At 43.3% G+C, this 16,748-nt stretch carries 17 protein-coding genes; 3 read left to right on the top strand and 14 right to left on the bottom strand.

All coding sequences use genetic code 11. The features are described from left to right. Positions 1–78 precede the first annotated feature (78 nt). The 8 genes from fusA to fkpA form a co-directional block, all read right to left on the bottom strand. The gene (gene fusA, locus PR699_RS13500) at positions 79–2,205 is read right to left on the bottom strand and encodes an elongation factor G (RefSeq protein WP_004923927.1); all 2,127 of its coding nucleotides are present in this window, start codon (positions 2,203–2,205) and stop codon (positions 79–81) included. A gap of 80 nt (positions 2,206–2,285) precedes the next feature. Then, complete coding sequence (gene rpsG / locus PR699_RS13495) at positions 2,286–2,756, bottom strand: 30S ribosomal protein S7 (protein WP_004923925.1); 471 nt, start codon at positions 2,754–2,756, stop codon at positions 2,286–2,288. A 98-nt stretch (positions 2,757–2,854) separates the two neighbouring features. Next, complete coding sequence (rpsL, locus tag PR699_RS13490; protein ID WP_004923923.1) at positions 2,855–3,229, bottom strand: 30S ribosomal protein S12; 375 nt, start codon at positions 3,227–3,229, stop codon at positions 2,855–2,857. A 137-nt stretch (positions 3,230–3,366) separates the two neighbouring features. Further along, on the bottom strand, positions 3,367–3,654 hold the full coding sequence (gene tusB / locus PR699_RS13485; RefSeq protein ID WP_004923919.1) for a sulfurtransferase complex subunit TusB: 288 nt from the start codon (positions 3,652–3,654) through the stop codon (positions 3,367–3,369). Between the two features lie 20 nt (positions 3,655–3,674). Further along, entirely contained in the window at positions 3,675–4,034 is a 360-nt protein-coding gene (gene tusC, locus PR699_RS13480) for a sulfurtransferase complex subunit TusC (protein WP_004923916.1), read from the bottom strand. Positions 4,035–4,160: 126 nt separating this feature from the next. Then, the gene (gene tusD, locus PR699_RS13475; RefSeq protein WP_014656962.1) at positions 4,161–4,562 is read right to left on the bottom strand and encodes a sulfurtransferase complex subunit TusD; all 402 of its coding nucleotides are present in this window, start codon (positions 4,560–4,562) and stop codon (positions 4,161–4,163) included. After that, a complete protein-coding gene (locus PR699_RS13470; RefSeq protein WP_014656963.1) occupies positions 4,559–5,263 on the bottom strand; it encodes a transcriptional regulator in 705 nt (234 codons plus the stop codon). Before PR699_RS13470 ends, tusD begins: the two co-directional genes overlap by 4 nt. A gap of 409 nt (positions 5,264–5,672) precedes the next feature. Next, positions 5,673–6,425 (bottom strand): FKBP-type peptidyl-prolyl cis-trans isomerase, encoded by a 753-nt coding sequence (gene fkpA / locus PR699_RS13465; RefSeq protein WP_004923907.1) that lies wholly within the window; start codon positions 6,423–6,425, stop codon positions 5,673–5,675. Positions 6,426–6,635: 210 nt separating this feature from the next. On the opposite strand from fkpA, the gene PR699_RS13460 reads away from it, so the two are divergent. Further along, positions 6,636–6,857 carry a SlyX family protein gene (locus PR699_RS13460; protein WP_004923904.1) on the top strand — a complete coding sequence of 74 codons (222 nt, stop codon included), beginning with the start codon at positions 6,636–6,638 and terminating at the stop codon, positions 6,855–6,857. Between the two features lie 68 nt (positions 6,858–6,925). Here the strand turns inward: PR699_RS13460 and slyD are convergent, their stop codons facing one another. From slyD to kefG, 4 genes are all read right to left on the bottom strand, one after another. Next, positions 6,926–7,528: a peptidylprolyl isomerase gene (gene slyD / locus PR699_RS13455; RefSeq protein ID WP_004923903.1), complete on the bottom strand. Its 603-nt coding sequence runs from the start codon at positions 7,526–7,528 to the stop codon at positions 6,926–6,928. An 89-nt stretch (positions 7,529–7,617) separates the two neighbouring features. Next, positions 7,618–7,821: a YheV family putative zinc ribbon protein gene (locus PR699_RS13450; protein WP_004923902.1), complete on the bottom strand. Its 204-nt coding sequence runs from the start codon at positions 7,819–7,821 to the stop codon at positions 7,618–7,620. Positions 7,822–7,832: 11 nt separating this feature from the next. Next, positions 7,833–9,638: a glutathione-regulated potassium-efflux system protein KefB gene (gene kefB / locus PR699_RS13445; RefSeq protein WP_004923898.1), complete on the bottom strand. Its 1,806-nt coding sequence runs from the start codon at positions 9,636–9,638 to the stop codon at positions 7,833–7,835. Beyond that, positions 9,638–10,192 carry a glutathione-regulated potassium-efflux system ancillary protein KefG gene (gene kefG, locus PR699_RS13440; RefSeq protein ID WP_004923894.1) on the bottom strand — a complete coding sequence of 185 codons (555 nt, stop codon included), beginning with the start codon at positions 10,190–10,192 and terminating at the stop codon, positions 9,638–9,640. The genes kefB and kefG overlap by 1 nt, the downstream gene beginning before the upstream one ends. 166 nt (positions 10,193–10,358) lie before the next feature. Here kefG and PR699_RS13435 point away from each other — a divergent pair, with 166 nt between their 5' ends. Further along, positions 10,359–12,296, top strand: coding sequence for an ABC transporter ATP-binding protein (locus PR699_RS13435; protein WP_004923891.1), 1,938 nt, complete (start codon positions 10,359–10,361; stop codon positions 12,294–12,296). 47 nt (positions 12,297–12,343) lie between these two features. Here the strand turns inward: PR699_RS13435 and adiA are convergent, their stop codons facing one another. Together adiA and PR699_RS13425 are read right to left on the bottom strand one after the other, a co-directional pair. Next, a complete protein-coding gene (gene adiA, locus PR699_RS13430; protein WP_004923888.1) occupies positions 12,344–14,620 on the bottom strand; it encodes an arginine decarboxylase in 2,277 nt (758 codons plus the stop codon). A 116-nt stretch (positions 14,621–14,736) separates the two neighbouring features. Next, positions 14,737–15,597: a MurR/RpiR family transcriptional regulator gene (locus PR699_RS13425; protein ID WP_014656964.1), complete on the bottom strand. Its 861-nt coding sequence runs from the start codon at positions 15,595–15,597 to the stop codon at positions 14,737–14,739. A gap of 237 nt (positions 15,598–15,834) precedes the next feature. Here PR699_RS13425 and murQ point away from each other — a divergent pair, with 237 nt between their 5' ends. Further along, positions 15,835–16,746 (top strand): N-acetylmuramic acid 6-phosphate etherase, encoded by a 912-nt coding sequence (gene murQ, locus PR699_RS13420; protein ID WP_004923882.1) that lies wholly within the window; start codon positions 15,835–15,837, stop codon positions 16,744–16,746. Positions 16,747–16,748: the final 2 nt, after the last annotated feature.

Genomic DNA, 16,748 nt, shown 5'->3' with positions numbered 1-16,748 from the left:
CGACTCTATTCCTTATGGAGTTCCTTCTTCACTGTGAAGAAGGAACTTAATTAAAGTAGTTAAATCGATTAAAACCGATTATTTAGCGTTACGAGCTTCGATAACAGCTTGTGCAACGTTGTTTGGTGCTTCATTGTACTTCAAGAACTCCATTGAGTATGAAGCACGACCTTGCGTTTGTGAACGCAGGTCAGTCGCGTAGCCAAACATTTCTGACAATGGTACTTGTGCACGGACAATTTTACCAGTTGCCATGTCATCCATACCTTCAATCAGACCACGGCGACGGTTCAAGTCACCAATTACGTCACCCATGTAGTCTTCTGGTGTTTCCACCTCAACTTTCATGATTGGCTCAAGCAGAACAGGTTTCGCTTTTTTGAAGCCATCTTTAAACGCGATTGATGCCGCCAGTTTAAATGCCAGTTCAGATGAGTCAACATCATGGTAAGAACCAAAGTGCAGACGAATACCCATGTTAACAACAGGGTAACCAGCCAGTGGGCCAGATTTCAACTGCTCTTGGATACCTTTATCAACGGCAGGGATGTATTCACCAGGGATAACACCACCTTTGATTTCGTTGATAAATTCGTAATCCATTGGAACGCCGTCTTTATCATTTTTGTCAAGTGGGTACATATCGATAACCACGTGACCGTACTGACCACGACCACCAGACTGTTTCGCGTGTTTACCTTCGATATCAGTAACTTTCGCAGTGATAGCTTCACGGTAAGCAACTTGTGGTTTACCAACGTTCGCTTCAACTTTAAATTCACGACGCATACGGTCAACCAGAACGTCCAAGTGCAATTCACCCATACCAGCGATGATAGTTTGACCTGTTTCTTCATCACTTGATACGCGGAATGATGGGTCTTCCTGAGCCAGACGGCCCAATGCAATACCCATTTTTTCTTGGTCAGCTTTAGTTTTTGGTTCAATTGCAACAGAGATTACTGGCTCTGGGAATTCCATACGTTCTAGGATGATTGGTGCATCAACCGCACACAGAGTATCACCTGTAGTAACGTCTTTCAGACCGATAGCAGCCGCGATGTCACCAGCGCGAACTTCTTTAATCTCTTCACGCTTGTTAGCGTGCATCTGAACGATACGACCAAAACGTTCTTTTTTAGCTTTAACTGGGTTCAGTACAGTGTCACCTGAGTTAACAAAACCAGAGTAAACACGGAAGAACGTCAGGTTACCAACGAACGGGTCAGTTGCAATTTTAAATGCTAAAGATGAGAACGGCTCATCGTCACTTGCGTGACGTTCCGCTGGAGTATCTTTACCGTCATCCAGAATACCGTTGATTGCAGGTACATCTGTCGGAGATGGTAAGTACTCAATAACTGCATCCAGCATTGCCTGAACACCTTTGTTCTTAAATGCAGAACCACAGGTAACCAGGATAATTTCGCTTGCAAGAACGCGTTGGCGAAGAGCCGCTTTGATCTCTTCTTCAGACAGTTCATCACCGCCCAAATATTTTTCCATCAGTTCTTCTGATGCTTCAGCAGCAGATTCAACGAGGAAGTTATGCCATTCTTCAGCTTGTTCTTGCATGTTTGCAGGGATATCTTCGTATTCGAAGGTAACGCCCTGATCTTCATCGCTCCACTTGATCGCTTTCATTTTGATCAAGTCAACAACGCCGGTGAAGCCTTCTTCAGCACCAACTGGCAGTTGAAGTGGAACTGGGTTTGCAGCCAAACGTGTTTTTAATTGATCAACAACACGCAGGAAGTTTGCACCCATACGGTCCATTTTGTTAACGAACGCGATACGTGGAACTTTATATTTGTTAGCCTGACGCCATACTGTTTCAGACTGTGGCTGAACACCACCAACTGCACAGTAAACCATGACCGCACCATCAAGAACACGCATAGAACGTTCTACTTCGATTGTGAAGTCAACGTGTCCTGGGGTGTCGATAATGTTAATACGGTGTGGTTCGAATTGTTTTGCCATACCAGACCAGAATGCAGTAGTCGCTGCAGACGTGATAGTAATACCACGTTCTTGCTCCTGCTCCATCCAGTCCATTGTTGCAGAACCTTCGTGAGTTTCACCAATTTTATGGTTTACACCTGTATAAAACAGAATACGTTCAGAAGTTGTTGTTTTACCGGCGTCGATGTGTGCACTGATACCGATGTTACGATAGCGTGATATGGGCGTTTGACGAGCCATTTTTTCCTCTCTCGTGGGCGTTCAATTCATCATTTAAAGGGTAGCAGAAAGCTACCCTCAGAAACACTAACGTGGTGAAATTACCAACGGTAGTGAGCGAACGCCTTGTTAGCTTCTGCCATACGGTGAACGTCTTCACGTTTCTTAACAGCAGAACCTTTGTTTTCAGCTGCATCCGATAATTCGTTTGCCAGGCGCAGAGCCATTGACTTATCACCGCGTTTACGAGCAGCATCAACGATCCAACGCATTGCCAGTGCATTACGACGAACCGGACGAACTTCTACAGGAACTTGGTAAGTTGAACCACCAACACGGCGGGATTTAACTTCCACAGTCGGACGCACGTTGTCTAGTGCAAGTTCGAATGCATCAAGTTCACTCTTACCAGAACGCTGAGCCAGGGTCTCAAGCGCGTTATATACGATTGCTTCAGCAGTAGATTTTTTCCCGTCTACCATCAGGATGTTCACAAATTTGGCCAGTAATTCTGATCCGAACTTAGGATCTGGAAGAATTTTACGTTGACCAATTACGCGACGACGTGGCATGGATATTACTCCGTTTTTAATTCAGGTTTGCCCAAAACTCGATTCGAGTATTTTGACATTAAGTTTAAAAATGTTTGGCCTTACTTAACGGAGAACCATTAAGCCTTAGGTTTCTTAGCACCGTATTTAGAACGGGCTTGTTTGCGGTCTTTAACACCAGAGCAGTCCAGTGCACCGCGAACGGTGTGATAACGCACACCTGGCAAGTCTTTAACACGACCGCCACGGATCAGGATTACAGAGTGTTCCTGCAAGTTGTGGCCTTCACCACCGATGTAGGAAGAAACTTCATAACCATTAGTTAAACGAACACGGCATACTTTACGTAGTGCTGAGTTTGGTTTTTTAGGAGTGGTGGTATATACACGAGTACATACGCCACGTTTTTGCGGGCAAGCTTCCAGTGCTGGAACGTTGCTTTTAACAACTTTCGAGCTACGTGATTTGCGTACCAGCTGATTAATAGTTGCCATTATTAAAAAAGCTCCTGGTTTTTTTGCTTCGTAAACACGGATTTTCGACCTCGTTCGCCAACATGACGATACACGAGGACGCGAAATTTTATTGCTGACTGACTCAGGTGTCAAGAAATATACAACTTTTAACCCTTTTATAGGGCAAAATGTTGTTTATGACTCACTGTGAGCTGTACAAAATCTCGATATGAGGCTAAAGACACCTGCTCTGAAATCATATTCTGCAAGCCGCGGGCATTAACATCTGCATCTAATGCGTAGACTCGCGCACCTTTTTGTTGCAGTTCACGTAAATGAGTCGATTGACTTACCGCGGCAATCACACCGTCTTGTATCAGTAATACCGCATCATCTGGCGCAATCAGCCGCAAAATGGCCGTGAAATCACAATGAAAAGGTGAAGTTGCTATAGTATAAAGCATAGAAAAGATCCTACAACAGATCAAAATTTAAGCACAACATCACATTTGGATAATTTATCGCGAATTTGTGTCGAATTGATGACACTCGCGTCCACAATCCATCGACTCTCTTCGCAAATTCCTCTTTCCTTTAAAGAATCAGAGCAAATGTAAATATTGTCGATATCGTAAAGCGGCAAAATTTTAAAGGTAGAAATATAGTCCCGCGCTAAAATTTCAGTGGGATTTTGATTTGCCAGTAACTGGCACACACCATCCGACAAGAAAAACACTGAAATATCCTCCGTCAGTGCTGATGTCGCCAATAAGGCATCTAACCCTTCTCGGCCACTGGCATTTCCATGAGGCATTGATGTAAAAACAAAAGCGAATTTTTTCATATCTGCTCTAAATAATTCGAAATGCGGCTAGGAATTGAGGTAACGGCATCATTCGCACGGATCCCCCACGAACGTCACCATTTCTACTGCAATATCATGCTAGTTTTGCAGTATAACGAGGAAGCCCTAAAAACGGATAGTACGATCTGCCGTCATCATTGCTTCTGCCAAACTGCCTAATCCGCTCATGATAAAGCCATCACCGAGGTTACTGACAGCAAGGGAGAGTAGCTCAGCTTGTTCTTTATCGACCACACCACGGCGCAATGCAGCAGACACACAGATATGCATTTCACAACCCGACTTTTGAGCAAGCTGTTGCCATGCTTTCACTAAATTAAATTCATCATTGGCAGGTGAAGTGAGCGCATTCGCATTTGTAACACCTTCACTGTAAAAAAACAGTGTTTTTAAACAATGCCCTTCTTCAAGAAGGGCATGAGCAAATTGGTAAGCACTCGCGGCTTGCTGAGTACCATAAGCAGGCCCGGTCACCAGCAAACAGTATGTTAGAGGTTGTGTGTTCATTCCCCACTCTTAAACTGGCGAATATAGAGATAAACAGTATGTTTAGAGATATTTAGGCGATCTGCAACTTGGTTTATCGCATCTTTGATATCAAAAATCCCTTTTTCATAAAGATTCAGGACAACCTGTTTATTTTTCGCATTATTTGACACATTACGATCAGAGCTAACTTCTTCAATTGTATATTCTAATGTTTGTGCAACCAAATCATCGACTGAGGAGGCAAAGTTAACGTCTGAAGTCACATCTTGCTTCTCTTCAGGGACAAAACTTTTGATGATTTCTGAGAATGGCACATCAAGATTCATGTTAATACACAGTAAGCCAATGACACGCTGATTGCGGTTACGAATGGCAATCGTAACCGATTTCATTAAATCACCGCTTTTAGCCTTGGTGAAATAGGCTTTTGATACATTAGATTCTTCATCAGCCATGTCATGCAGCATACGCAATGCAAGATCCGTGATTGGTGAACCAATTTTACGCCCTGTATGTTGCCCGTTGGCTATTCTGACGGCTGAACATTTTAAATCTTCCAGAGAATGAAGGACAATTTCACAATGTGCACCTATCAACATAGCTAAGCCATCAACGGCCGCTTCATACGATTTTAGAATTTCATGATCGGTTTGGGTGAAAGGCTCATTATTAAGTAAATTAATATCACTGTGATCATTTGAAAGTACTGAGTTAGACATTTTTAAACACCATCCTTCAAGTGTACGAAAATTCACCAATCTGACTAATGAGGCGTTAATTGTTAGAGGCTTTTGCCTGCATTTCATTATAAAGCGTCAGTAAATAAGGCGAAGAAATAATAAAACGTTATATAGTGAAGTTAAAACTACGGGGCGCTGCCGTCAAGCGATTGCATGCAAGACAGTTTGTTTTATCACAAGTTTTAAACAAAATAAGCATTATTTTTAGCAAATAATCAATAAACTTATTCGAAATCAAATTCCAGATGGCTTTTCTTAAATATGTCAGCATAATCAACTAATTATTTATTATATCTTGTTTAACTTTTTCTTCGCAAAAAATAAGTTGATCCCGCCTTAACGTAAAAAACCCAGACAATGCTGGGTTTTTTAAACTACTGCTTAAAAGTTATTTGCCTGTTGGCTTGATATCTAACAATTCAACATCAAACACCAGTGTGGAGTTAGCAGGAATACCTGGAACACCATTTTCACCGTACGCCAGTTCTGCAGGGATCACTAACTGGATTTTCCCGCCTTTTTTCACGTTAACTAGACCTTCGGTCCAACCTTTAATCACTGAATTCAGTGGGATTGTCAGAGGTTCATTGCGTGAATATGAGCTATCGAACTCAGTACCGTCAACTAATGTACCTTTATAATGAACAACAACGGTATCATCTGCTTTAGGTTTAGCGCCAGTACCTTCTTTTTCAATTTTGTATAACAGACCAGATTTCGTTTTCACTACGCCTTTTTCTTTCGCGTATTTTTCACGATATTCAGCACCTGCTTTTTCGTTAGCCGCTGACTCATCTTTCATTTTTTTTTCAGCTGCTTCTTTCACTTGGCCTTCAAACTGACGCAAAGTTTCTTCAACTTCTGCATCCGTCATTTTACTTTTGTTGTTAAACGCATCTTGAACGCCTGCAAGCAGTTGCGCTTTATCTAAATTGATACCAATATTTTTCTGCTCATCCAGTGAGTTTTGCATATAGCGGCCTAAAGATGCCCCTAACGCATAGGCATTACGCTCTTCGGCTGATTTAAATGCGCTACTTGTTGGCGCTTTCGTTGTCGTTTCAGCGGCCATAACTTGTGGTGCTCCGAAAGCTAGCGCCAATGTCGTTGCCAGAAGACTTGCCTTAAACAGTGATTTCATCCTAATCTCCGATATCTATTATAAGTATGCGTTGTTACTTACTTCATAATCTTTAGTATAGAATAGTAAGCAACAGAATTGACTACTTAGACAACATTAACAAAAAGAGGTTTCAACGCCTATCCTTTTAACTAAAACTTATCTATTGATTTGTAATGTTCAGTTATTATGATGATTTTTTTATGATGAAAAACCATAAGGAGCCACTAAATGGATTCATCGGACGCTTTTGAACAACGCCTTGAGCTTTTGGAAAGCAAAGTTGCTTTTCAAGAGGTAACGATAGAACAGCTCAACCAAGTCATTACGGACCAACAAATGCAACTGTCTAAATTACAAGAGCATATCCGTATTGTGGCTGAAAGACTAAAATCATCACAATCCTCGCACCTTGCGAGGCCTGAAGAAGAAACACCACCGCCACACTATTAAGTTTTCACCCATTATAAAAACAAAAAAGGAAAGCGATTTCAATGCTTTCCTTTTTTAATATTGATTAATTAGTGGCAGCCACAACCGCCGTGTTTGTGACCATGTCCGTGACCTTCGCCACCACCACAGCAACCACCTTCTTCGCCATGGCTATGACCGTGACCACCGCCACAGCAACCCCCTTCATGGTCATGATCATGACCGTGAGCGCCATGTGCGTGACCATGAGCTAATTCTTCTTCTGTTGCTTCACGAATTGCGATGATCTCAACATTGAATTTTAGGTTTTGACCAGCCAACATGTGGTTACCATCAACGATCACTTCATCACCTTCAATACCGGTAATTTCAACTGGCACTGGTCCCATATCTGTATCAGCCAAGAAGCGCATACCAACTTGTAGTTCTTCAACGCCCATAAACACATCTTTTGGAACACGCTGAACTAAATTTTCATCGTATTGACCATATGCGTCGTCTGATGCCACTTCAACGTCAAAGTGATCACCCACCGCACGGCCTTCTAGCGCTTTTTCCAAACCTGAAATTAAAGAACCACGGCCATGTAGATAGTCGAGTGGCGCATTTGCCGGGGACTCATCAACTAAAACACCGTCTTCTGTTCTTACTTGATAAGCCAAGCTGACTACCAAATCGTTTGCTACTTTCATGACATCTCCTACTACCCATAGAGGGGGAAAAAATTTTGCTAATTGTACCGGAAAACAAGACGGCTGTATTGAGAATTGACAAAATTCTCTTACTCAGGTGTAAAAATTCCGATAACTTGTTCCTGCTTGCGTACATGAGGCGTTGCACTATCGTCAACTTGGCGCTGCTGATCCCCACAATTCACACATTCGACGACATCAATTTTATCTTCACGCCACATCATAAGAGTGTCTTGTGACTGACATTTAGGGCATGTTGCCCCTGCAATAAATCGCTTACGTGTTGACGACATTGTCCTATCCTTTATTCATCATGATTCCAGCTATGAGGCTGGCGGTGCTCTCTAAGCATCTCTTTTTCGAACAGCTCATTTAATTCTCTACGAGCCTCTTTCACACGGGAAATTTGACCACTATCCCCTTCATTTTCAGGGATAATCTCTCTTAATACCCGCATATCTAAGCGCCTAAAATGCTGTTTTGCACGATAGGCTTTATGAGGGTGCATTCCCGTACTGATTAACGCCTTGCTGCCAAGCTCTAGCGCACTGGAGAACGTTTCACGGCTGAAATCTTTAACGCCGCTTTGCAATAATTCATGGGCTTCAACGCGCCCTTTCGCCCTAGCAATAATATGCAGGTTAGGGAAATTTTCTTGGCATAAATGAACAATTTCCATGACCTCTTCGGGAACATCGCTCGTGATCACAATCGCCTTCGCTTTATCTGCCCCAGCAGAGCGTAGCAGTTGTAATTCGCGCGCATCCCCATAATACACCGTATAACCATAACGGCGCATGGTACTAATTGCCGTGACATCCTGCTCAAGTACCGTAATTTTAACTTTGTTCGCCATCAATAAACGCCCGACGACTTGCCCCATCCGCCCAAAGCCAACCAAAATAACGTGTGGGTCGTTATCTTCCACAAAGGGCTTCTCCGTGGACGTTGGCTGGCGATTATAACGGTAGTTGAGGTAGGCATCTATCAACTGCATCACAAGTGGCGTCGTCATCATAGACAAGGTGACGACGACTAACAGTAAATCCATTTGCCTTTCATCAATCACGCTTGCCCCAGAGGCGGTCGCAAAAATAACAAAAGCAAATTCACCACCTTGGCTTAATACCCCTGAAAATTGAGCTCTCGCGCCACCGCGTAATCTTGCTATCCAACTTAAGATATATAAAACCAATGCTTTAACCGTGACTAAAGCCAACACCCCAAGCAAAACTTGCGGTAGGTATGACCAAAGGACTTGTAAATTTAACGACATCCCTACTGAGATAAAAAATAGCCCCAATAATAGCCCTTTAAATGGCTCTATATTGATCTCTAATTCATGACGAAATTCCGTTTCCGCCAGCATTACACCAGCCATAAACGTACCTAATGCCATAGAGAAGCCAAGGCTTTCCATAATCAGTGCAGAGCCAAGCACCACGAGCAATGCCGCTGCGGTAAAGATTTCATGTACGCCAGATTTTGCAGCAAGACGGAACATTGGGCGTAACAGATAGCGTCCTACAACCCAAAGGCCAGCGAATGCCACCACTTTTATCCCTATACGATACCAATCATTACTTGCTGTATCGCCGGCTAACAGTGGGATCAACGCCATTATCGGGATCACCGCCATATCTTGGAATAGCAAAACCGAAAACCCTAGCTGCCCGCTCTCTTTGTTGGACATCCCTTTTTCGTTCATGAGTTGCAATGCCATTGCGGTTGATGACATCGCCATACCAAGACCACCCACAACGGCAGCTTGCCAAGAGAACTTAGCTAAAAAGAGTAAACCTGCCATTAAAGCAGCCGTCACAACGACTTGAGCCGTTCCTACCCCAAAAATTGAGCGGCGTAGCTCCCACAGTTTGGATGGTTTCAGTTCCAATCCAATCAGAAACATCAAAAAGACAACGCCCATTTCTGAGAAATGGAGAATATCGTCAACGTTATGGATAAAGCCAAATACAAATGGCCCGATCACAATCCCAGCGAGAAGGTAACCCAGTACCGCCCCTAAACGAATTTTTTGTGCGATGGGCACCATCACTACACCAGCACACAAGAAAATAATCACAGATTCAAAGATATCGAGTTGCCCCATTAGGATAGCCCCCCAATTTGTAGCGGCTGTTGAATCCACTCGCGATATCCCGCAATAATCTGTTGTAACTGTTTTTTATCTTGCCGACGTGCTGCATAAATCACACTTGGCTCTAACCATTGCATATCACACATCGCTGCCGTTAATTCAAAAGGCCGTAAAATATCGCTCAAAGGGTAATGGTTATACCCTCCGTATTGATAGGCCTCTTGAGGTTCCCCTGTAGTAATAATGGAACGCCAATATTTCCCTTTTAGCTTTTGATATCCCATATCCGTTGCGAAACGGCGAGTTAATACCCTATCAAACCACTCTTTTAATAAGGCCGGACAGCTATAGGTATAAAGTGGGTGTTGAAATACAATAATGTCGTGCTGGCATAACAATTTTTGCTCTGCCGTCACATCAATAAAATAGTCAGGATACGTCGCATACAGATCATGAATTGTGACATGTTCTAAATCCTCAACGGCTTTGAGTAAAGCTTTATTGGCGACGGATTCATCAGGATCTGGGTGTGCATAGAGCACCAGTATTTTCAATTTATTTGACATCTTTCCCTCCTCAAAGGCGTGTCAGACGGATAATTTTCCGTTACCATGCAGCTTTTGGTAAAGCGCTTTTATTTTTACGCCCCGTCATTTTCATATGGCCATACGCTTGTTGAAAATCTGAGGGTATTCATTATTTAATTTAACATATTTTCAACTGACGGCTGCTATGATTGTTTTCTCTTCCTTACAAATTCGCCGTGGCGTACGTGTTCTTCTGGACAATGCCACCGCTACAGTTAACCCCGGTCAAAAAGTTGGGCTAGTGGGGAAAAATGGCTGTGGCAAATCCACACTGCTTGCGTTACTCAAAGGTGAATTACAAGCAGAAGCAGGCTCAGCTAGCTTTCCCAGCACATGGTCACTGGCATGGGTTAATCAAGAAACACCTGCGCTGGATGTTCCTGCTCTAGAATATGTCATTGATGGTGATCGCGAATTTCGTGCGCTTGAACAACAGCTACAATTCGCCAACGAAAAAAATGATGGTAATGCAATCGCGGCCTTGCATGGTCAACTTGATGCAATTAATGCTTGGAGCATCCGCTCTCGCGCCTCTAGCCTATTACATGGCCTAGGTTTTAGCCAAAACCAGTTACAAGAGCCTGTAAAATCTTTTTCAGGTGGATGGCGTATGCGCCTTAACCTTGCTCAAGCGCTGCTATGTCGCTCAGACCTCTTGCTGTTGGACGAACCGACCAACCACCTTGATTTAGATGCTGTTATTTGGCTAGAAAAATGGCTCAAAAGCTATCCCGGCACATTAATATTAATTTCTCATGACCGAGACTTCCTCGATCCTATTATCGATAAAGTGCTGCATATTGAACAAGAAACAATGTTCGAATATACGGGCAACTACTCCTCATTTGAACGTCAACGCGCCACGAAACTCGCTCAGCAACAATCTCTCTATGAGAGTCAGCAGGCTAAAGCGGCTCACTTACAAAGTTATATCGACCGATTTAGAGCAAAAGCCACCAAAGCGAAACAAGCACAAAGCCGTATTAAGATGTTAGAGCGTATGGAAATGGTGGCACCTGCACATGTGGATAATCCGTTTCATTTTTCATTCCGCCAGCCAGAGAGTTTGCCAAATCCATTATTAAAAATGGAGAAAGTCAGCGCGGGTTATGGTGATAAAGTCATCCTAAACTCAATCAAATTGAATTTAGTACCAGGCTCTCGTATTGGTTTATTGGGCCGTAATGGCGCAGGTAAATCGACACTGATTAAACTACTTGCAGGTGATTTGCAGCCTCTGCAAGGCGTAGTATCGCTAGCGAAAGGGATTAAACTCGGCTATTTCGCGCAGCATCAGCTTGAGTACTTGCATGCGGATGAATCCCCTTTACAGCACCTAGCTCGAATTGCGCCACAAGAGACTGAACAACAGTTACGTGATTATTTGGGAGGGTTTGGTTTTAAAGGCGATCAAGTTACTGATCCTAGCGGGCGTTTTTCTGGAGGGGAAAAAGCACGCTTAGTGTTGGCATTGATTGTTTGGCAACGGCCTAATCTGTTACTACTCGATGAGCCAACCAACCATCTTGATTTAGATATGCGCCAAGCCTTAACAGAAGCTTTAATTGATTTTGAAGGTGCATTAGTTGTCGTTTCCCATGATAGGCACTTACTACGCTCAACAACGGATGATTTGTATCTCGTGCACGACGGTTTAGTAGAGCCTTTTGATGGTGATTTAGATGATTACCAGCAATGGCTAGCAGAGCAAAATAAACTGGAGTTGCAGCAGGTTCGTGAATTGCAAGAAAAAGAGCGACCAACCAATAACGCAACGGTCACTGCGCAAGATAGGAAAGATCAAAAGCGCCGCGAAGCAGAGTTTCGTCAACAAACTCAGCCTATCCGTAAGAAGTTGATTGAGTTGGAAAAGAAAATGGAGAAACATTCAGCGCTGCTAGCAGAATTGGAAGCAACATTATCTGACGCTGCAATTTATGAGCAAGAGCGTAAAGCTGAATTGACCGAGTGCCTGAAAAAGCAAACGGAGCAAAAAAACGCATTAGAAGAGGTAGAAATGGCGTGGATGGAGTTGCAAGAGCAGCTTGAAACCATGACTAGCGAATTTGAGGCCAACGCATAATTGTTTGATTAAGATAGCCCATTTAATATCGGGCTATCTTTTATCGCTTATTCGTCACATGTTTTCACACACATCACATAATATTGGCCATCAATAATTTCTGTTCCTTCTGTTTCATGCTCAAACCCGGGAAATTCACTATCCCATGCCTGTAAACTCCGTAGATAATGAATATGCGGGCTATTTTCATCACCAAAGTTCTCCCCCGATAAGAGCATCGGGATCCCCGGTGGATAAGGGATAATCGAGTTTGCAGCCACTCTCCCCATGAGCTGATCAACGGGTACGGCTTCAACACGGTTAGCGACTATTTGTTGATAGGCATCGCGTGGGGTCATCATCACTTGAGGTAATTGCGAATAGGCCTGATTTAATCGTGCACCTGGGTTATTTTTTTGTAGATAGGCAAACATTTTATCGCCGAGATCACGTAATCCCATTTCACCATAAATTTCAGGTGCTGACGCCACGACTTCGGGTAACACCTTTTTCAAGGCAGTGTTGTTATCATAATGGCGTTTAAAGGAAAGTAACGTATTAACTAATGTTCCCCATTTTCCTTTGGTGATGCCCATGGAGAATAAGAACATAATTTGGAAATCCGTCGTTCTTGTTGGCACAATGCCATAGTGATTCAGCCATGCTGTCACGAGAGCGGCAGGAACCCCTGTATCTAACAGCTTTCCATCGTCTCCCATACCGGGAGCAAGAATACTCACTTTAATGGGGTCTAGCATGGCCCAATTATCAGGAATATCATTAAAACCATGCCATTTATCTTCAGGGTGCATTACCCAACAACTCTGTTCCCTCATCAATAATTCAACAGGTGCATCTTCAAAGGCGTATCGTTTCCCTGTTGCGGGGTCTTTCACCATCTCCTGATTCCAAGGTTTGAAAAACCATTCATCATCATTGAGAAACTCTTTATATAGGTAGGCTAAAGATTGCCTAAAGTCGATAGATTCTCGGATCACTTCATCCGTCAGTGAACGTCCACTATTGCCGTCCATCATGTCGGCAGCAATATCATTAGATGCACAAATAGCATATAGCGGTGAGGTTGTTGAGTGCATTAGATAGGCTTGATTAAAACGATTAAAGTCAATGGCGTTACGCCCGTTACGCACATGAATAAACGACGCTTGAGACAGCGCATTGAGTAATTTATGGGTGGAATGGGTAGCGAAGATAGTCGGCTCGTTTTCTGTCCGCTCTTCGTCACGCATGGCAAAGTGGTTACGATAAAGCGGGTTAAAGCGCGCGTAACCATACCAAGCCTCATCAAAATGAATACGGTCTAAAGAGCCATCGAGCAAATCTTGCACTTTACGTGCGTTATAGCAGACACCATCATAAGTACAGTTAGTCACCACACTATAAGCGGGTTTTTGCTTTACTTTACCTTTCGTTAACGGGTTAGCCGCGATTTTAAATTTAATCGCATCTGGGGTCATTTCTTTTGGGTAAATTGGCCCGATAATACCGTAACGGTTACGACTTGGGATCATATAAACGGGTTTTGCTCCCGTTAAAATCAAGCCCTGCTCGATCGATTTATGGCAGTTACGGTCAATCACCACCACATCATCATCGGTCATACAGGCCTGCATAATTGTCCGATTAGAGCCGGACGTACCGACCACCACGGAATAAGATTGGTCGGCGCCAAAAATGCGAGCGGCGTTCTTTTCACACTCACCAAATGCACCGGTATGATCCAGTAGCGATCCCACTGCCACCCGTTCAATACCAATATCTGTACGAAAGAGATTTTCACCAAAGAAATCATGGTAAATACGTCCAGCAGGCGTTTTGGTAAAACCAACACCTCCTTGGTGCCCCGGCGCTGCCCATGAATATTCATGAACATCACTGTATTTAATGAGGCTTTTCATGAGCGGCGGGAGTAGTTGTGAGCGATAACGTTGGATAGCGGCAAGTACTCGACCCGCAATAAAGTCGGCAGAGTCCTCCAATATCCATGCGAACTCGTCAACTTGCTCCATCATATTGCGGTCAAAGGCGACCAATGCCTCTTCACGGTCACTAAGCAAGAAAACCGGTACATCTTCTTGCCTTCGGTGTAATTGCGTAATTAAGCGATGTGCTTGGATTTGTTCGTCACGATCCGACATATCGCGACCGTATAACAAGCAATCAATACTGGTATTTGAACGGATATAAGCGAGGCCATCTTCAAAGTCACGAATAATGACAGTTTCCACATGCTCATCATTCAACTCACTGGCAAGTCTTGCTACAGCATGGCTAATCACGGAATCTTTATCCGTTAGCTCGGTATAAACAATTAGTGCCCTCATTAATAATGCCCCTATAAATTACGTCAAATTATTCACTCACTACATTAGTCTTAACGCAAATAGGTACTTTTTGCAAAAACAAGCGGATTACTAATTGATAAAAAACAGCTTTATTTTTATTCATCTAGCCTGTTGATCATGACTCGCGCATTCATCACCAACATTTTCGCCCGTGCTTCACGTTTTTGTAATAGCGCCATAAACAGCAGATCGGTTAAGGTATTTTGTGCCGTGCGTGAGGAAATCGATGAACTGCGCCATTCATTTTCTTCCGCGATACTCTCAAGCACATAATCAGCTAATTGAGCAAGCGGTGACAGCCGACTACGGGTGATTGCAATCACATTCGCACCTTGCTTACGCGCAATACTCGCGGCGGTCAGCATGTCTTTACGTTTGCCCGTAAAAGAAATGACAATCTGTGTATCTTGTGGGGTCAATGTCAACGCTGCAGCAATTTGCACATGATGATCGGACTCCACCAATGTGGTAATGCCTATCTTTTGTAATTTATAGCTTAAATCCTTCGCGGTTAACCCCGAGCCGCCAATGCCAACAATTTGTACACGCTGGGATTTATCAATGGCATCCACAATTTTTTCAAACAGTTTGAAATCGATATGGCGAGTTGTTTCAGTAATCGAATAATTTTTTTCTAATGCTAATTTTTGTGCAACTACCATCAAGTTATCATTTTGCGTGATACGGTTATGCAACGCCGTATGCGGATTGGCCTCATCAAATTGCTGCCGTCCGATGATCTCACTTAACGCTAACTTCAATGCTGGATACCCTTTGACACCGACTTTTTGGCTAAATTTCACCACAGCGGATTGGCTCACATTTAATGTTTCCGCTAACTGCTGTGACGATAAGCTCAGTACACGCTCTGGCTTCTCAAGAATAAACTGAGCGATCCTACGTTGGTTTTCCGCAAGTCTTGGCAGCAAACAAGTGATGGTATCCAGTAAAGTCATCCTTAATTCCTTATTTGTTGAATATAATAAAAAATAAATTATTCCTATTAGAATAACTTCATTACTTAGTTTTAATCCTTTAAATTCAATAAGTAATTTATTTAAGCAATCTAAATTATCCGAAAATATTCTTTCATATTGGCAATTCAGAATAGAGAACGCCGTGATCATTATCACATCACTGGAATAAATAATTCCTTAATATCGCCTCATTAACTGAGGTAGGAGTAATTTATTATGACCATTGACTTAAGCAGAATGGTAACTGAAAGCCGTAACGCCGCGAGCACCAATATCGATCAACTGTCGACCATCGATATGTTGCAAGTCATTAATAACGAAGACAAGCAAGTGCCTTTAGCGGTTGAGAAAGTCCTGCCGCAAGTTGCCCAACTTGTCGATAAGGTGGCCCAAGCATTTCTTAATGGTGGCCGCTTAATTTATGTTGGTGCTGGCACTTCTGGCCGTTTAGGAATTTTAGATGCCAGTGAATGCCCTCCTACCTACGGTACACCTCATGAGCAGGTGGTCGGCTTAATCGCTGGCGGTCACCAAGCTATTTTTCGCGCTGTGGAAAATGCCGAAGATAAGCCAGAGCTGGGTGAGCAAGACCTGCTTAATATTCAATTTAACGATAAAGATGTTTTAGTGGGTATCGCGGCAAGTGGGCGTACACCTTATGTACTCGGGGCACTGGCTTATGCGCGCAAGGTCGGCGCAGCTACCGCTTCAATCAGCTGTAATCCGAATAGCCCTGTCGCAAATGCTGCCGATATCGCCATCACCCCTATTGTCGGGCCTGAAGTCGTGACAGGCTCTTCACGTATGAAAGCAGGTACTGCACAAAAACTGGTGCTCAATATGATCACGACTGGCGCCATGATCCGTATCGGAAAGGTTTTCGGTAATTTAATGGTGGATGTCGAAGCAACCAATGCCAAATTGGTTGAGAGACAAGTCAAAATTGTCATGGAGGCAACTGAGTGTGACAGGCAAACTGCGGAGCTAGCACTACAACAATGCCAAAGACACTGTAAGACTGCAATTTTGATGATCTTATCTGGGCTTGATGCTCAGGAAGCGCGTCAATTGCTATCGGACAACCAAGGTTTTATTCGTACAGCTCTTAATGTCGCAAAGTCCGTTTAATA

Source organism: Providencia sp. PROV268, from assembly GCF_028477805.1.
In the GTDB taxonomy this organism is placed as follows: Bacteria; Pseudomonadota; Gammaproteobacteria; order Enterobacterales; family Enterobacteriaceae; genus Providencia; species Providencia stuartii.
Note: the sequence above shows the minus strand (reverse complement) of the source record. Positions and strands in the feature narration are given on the sequence as shown.